At 68.7% G+C, this 3,453-nt stretch carries 3 protein-coding genes; 1 reads left to right on the top strand and 2 read right to left on the bottom strand.

What is annotated here, in order from left to right; translation table 11 throughout:
• Nucleotides 1–585: 585 nt before the first annotated feature.
• Together Q1N79_RS14320 and Q1N79_RS14315 are read right to left on the bottom strand one after the other, a co-directional pair.
• The gene (locus Q1N79_RS14320) at nucleotides 586–1,446 is read right to left on the bottom strand and encodes a DNA-formamidopyrimidine glycosylase family protein (RefSeq protein ID WP_300609279.1); all 861 of its coding nucleotides are present in this window, start codon (nucleotides 1,444–1,446) and stop codon (nucleotides 586–588) included.
• Nucleotides 1,447–1,485: 39 nt separating this feature from the next.
• The gene (locus Q1N79_RS14315) at nucleotides 1,486–2,190 is read right to left on the bottom strand and encodes an HAD family hydrolase (protein ID WP_367185071.1); all 705 of its coding nucleotides are present in this window, start codon (nucleotides 2,188–2,190) and stop codon (nucleotides 1,486–1,488) included.
• Between the two features lie 79 nt (nucleotides 2,191–2,269).
• On the opposite strand from Q1N79_RS14315, the gene Q1N79_RS14310 reads away from it, so the two are divergent.
• Nucleotides 2,270–3,208: a tyrosine-type recombinase/integrase gene (locus Q1N79_RS14310; protein ID WP_300609275.1), complete on the top strand. Its 939-nt coding sequence runs from the start codon at nucleotides 2,270–2,272 to the stop codon at nucleotides 3,206–3,208.
• Nucleotides 3,209–3,453: the final 245 nt, after the last annotated feature.

The following is a 3,453-nucleotide window of genomic DNA, read 5'->3' as shown; positions in this document are numbered from 1 at the left end:
ACCAGGAATTACGCGGCGTCAGGCAGCACGGCTCGGGTCACTGTCCGGGGAGACTGGCTCCCGCTTGGGACGCCGGGGCGTGACCCAACCCCGGCCGGGCCGGTGGTAGTTGTGATTCTCAATTGATCTAGTTAACGCTCCCGTAGCGTACCTGCTGCCACGATCGGTACCCCGCCCGCACCCCCACCGCCCGGTCGCGCCGAGGTGGCAGTGGCCGGTGGGACGGTCCGGCCGCAGCCGGAGGGGCGGTCGCGACCGCGCGTCCCGGGCGCGATGCTCGCCTAGCGGCCGGCCCGGTTAACGGGAAAGAAAAGGCCGCCTCTGACCGGCATTTTCCTCCCCGCTAAGCGGTCTGCCCGAAATGCCTGAACCTAATATTCCGGTATTCCGGGCATAAAGCCTCCTCCGGGCAGGGAAGCGATCACCGCAACCGGGCTTGCCGCCCGCCCCGGGGACAGACCCTGCCTGCAGGCGCAGCGCCCCTGACTTCCCGGCACCAATACGCCTGGCGGCGTGGACCCAGCGCCAAACCGGGGGCCTGGGGTTCCCGGCGGCAGGCGCCGCCCCATGCGGGACGACCCTGGCCTATTTGAGCAGCCGGGACAGGCGACGGTCGGCGAGCGGCTTGCCGCCCGTCTGGCAGGTTGGACAGTACTGCAGCGCGGAATCGGCAAAAGAGATCTCGCGGATGGTGTCACCGCACACCGAGCATGGCTGCCCGGCCTTGCCGTGCACCCGCAGTCCGGTCTTCTTCTCGCCCTTGAGATCGACCGCCGCCAGCCCGGCCGAGCGCTCCACCGCATCCCGCAACGTGCTTACGATCGCGGCATGCAACGTTGCCACATCCTGCGGGGTGAAACTGGACGCCAGCTTGAACGGGGACATCTTCGCGGCGTGCAGCACCTCGTCGGAGTAGGCGTTACCGATGCCAGCGATGATGTGCTGGTCGCGGAGCACGCCCTTGATCTGCATGCGGCGCTCTTTGAGGAGGGTGGCTAGCGACTCCACCGTGAAGTCATCCGCCATCGGCTCAGGTCCGAGCGTCGCGACGCCAGGAACCTGCTGCGGATCACGGACGAGGTAAACGGCCAGGCGCTTTTGCGTGCCGGCCTCCGTGAGGTCGAAGCCTGACCCGTCGTCTAGCGCCAACCGGAACGCCAACGGGCTCTTGCCCGGGCGCACCGGCTTGTCCGGCAGGTCGTCGCGCCACCGAAGCCAGCCCGCCCGCGCCAGGTGAATGACCAAGTGCAGGTCACCGCAGGACAGGTCAAGGAACTTCCCGTGCCGCCCGACCTCGCCGATCGTCTGCCCTTGCAGCGCGGACAGCGGGGGGTCGAACGTCTTGAGCACGGCGAACGAGGCTGCCTCGGCGCGGGCTATAACATGCCCGATTGCGCGGGCGCGCAGGAAGACGGCAAGCGCCTCCACTTCCGGCAGTTCAGGCATGGTAACGAGTTTAGGTGGCCGCGGCTACAGCGGCGCCGATCACGCTCCCGCGATGACCAGGTCGGGAAGCTCCCCGAGGCTGTCAAGCACATGTGTGGCCCCCGCGCGCCGCAGGGCCGCGAGTTGGTGGGGATCGTTTGCCACCCCGACCACGATCCGTGCCCCCGCGCGCCGCCCGGACAAGACGCCGTTCTCCGTCGAGCTGACCATTGCCACCTCCCGGACGTCACCGGTCCCCAGCCGGAGCATCGCGGTGAGCACGGGGTCAGGCCACGGGAAACCGCGCGGCGTGTCGTCCGCACAGAGGACGAGGTCCGCGAGGCCCTGCCGCCGGAGGCTGCCGAGTACTTCGCTGGACGCACCGCGCGAGAGTGCGGAAAGAAGGCAGATGTTCGCACCAGACCCGGCGATCTTGCTCAATGCCGCGATCGCGTCCGGCGGCGCTGTCACGCCGAATCTTTCGACCGCGGCGCGGAACGACCTGTCGAAGGCCAGCGACGCCGCCTGCGCCCGCGGTTCGTCGCGCTCGAACAGCTCGCGCATCACGTCGGCGGGCGGACGTCCCCGAGACCGGTCAAACCGGACCATGGAGCGAACGTAGGCCTCTGTCCCGGTCACGATGCCCTGCGTGGCGATCGCCTCGGCGAAGGCGCGCTCCACGACAGAGTTGTCGATCACAATGCTCGCTAGGTCACAGCAGACCAGCGACACAGCGGGAGTGTCTATAGTCTTGTCCCGATTCATTTATTATCCTGACCAGCGGGTTTGCTGACCATGGCGGACATCTTGCCACCGCACAACACTAGGTGTCAAGATACTCACCATGGACCATGATGAGATGCGGGCGCACCTCCTGGGCTGGGAGATAGCGCTCCGCGACAAGGGGAAGTCGCCGAACACGGTACGAGCGTACGCGTCCGGCGTCCGCGCGCTGATCGCCTGGCAGCAGCAGAACGGCAGGTGCGGCCTCGGCAAGAACGACGTGGCCGGGTTCATGGCCGCGATACTCGACGGGTGGAAGTCCCCCGACCGGGTGGGCACGCGCGAGCGGCACGGATCGGCGTCCAACGCCAACCTGCGCGGCCGGTCAATCCGCATGTTCTCCGCCTGGTGCGCGGCCGAGGGCAGGACGGACGCCGACGAGCTCGCCGGCCTGACCCCGCCCAAACCGTCGAAGCCCATAGTGCCCAAGCTATCGGATGACCAGCTGCGGGACCTGATAGACGCATGCGCGGCCGACAAGAGCCTGTGGGGGCGGCGCGACGAGGCCATGGTGCGGCTGGCGAGCGAGGCGGCCAACCGCGCCGACGAGCTGCTGCAGATGGACCTGCCGGGCGACGTCGACCTGCGGCGCGGCATCGCCGTCATCCGCCGCGGCAAGGGCGGCAAGGGACGCATCGTGCCGTTCGGGACGCACACCGCGCGCGCGCTCGACCGGTACCTGTGGATGCGGCGCAAGGCCGGCCTGCCCGCGGAAGGGCCGCTGTGGATCTCCCAGCGCAGGAAGCGGCTGAGCTACGCCGGCCTGTACTCCACGCTGCGCAAGCGGGCCGAGGCGGCGGGCATCCCGGACTTCCATCCGCACCGGCTGCGGCACACCGCAGCATCGCGCTGGCTGACAAGGGGCGGCTCCGAGGGCGGCCTGATGGCCGTCGCCGGGTGGACGTCACGGGAGATGCTCGACCGCTACGTGCAGGACACGGCGGCCGAGCGGGCGGCCGAGGAAGCGCGCCGGCTGAACCTCGGCGAACTCTGGACCTGATGCACGTGCATCAGCACGTGCATCAGCACGTGCATCAGCACGTGCATTGACATCGGGCGATGCGCGGGCATACGTTTGGGCGGACAGCGATGCACCGCTGTCCGCCCAGCACCGGACGCGGGTCCTTGCGGTCACGTACGGCGGCCAGATGATAGCCCTGACCATCGCACGATACAGGCGGCGTTGCCGGAATGTCAACGTCACCATGACATGCTGCCTGGACCTGCCGGCCCCCCCTGGAGGGG

It is taken from the genome of Trebonia sp., assembly GCF_030042015.1.
GTDB lineage: Bacteria > Actinomycetota > Actinomycetes > Streptosporangiales > Streptosporangiaceae > Trebonia.
This window is presented reverse-complemented; position numbering and strand designations above follow the sequence as displayed.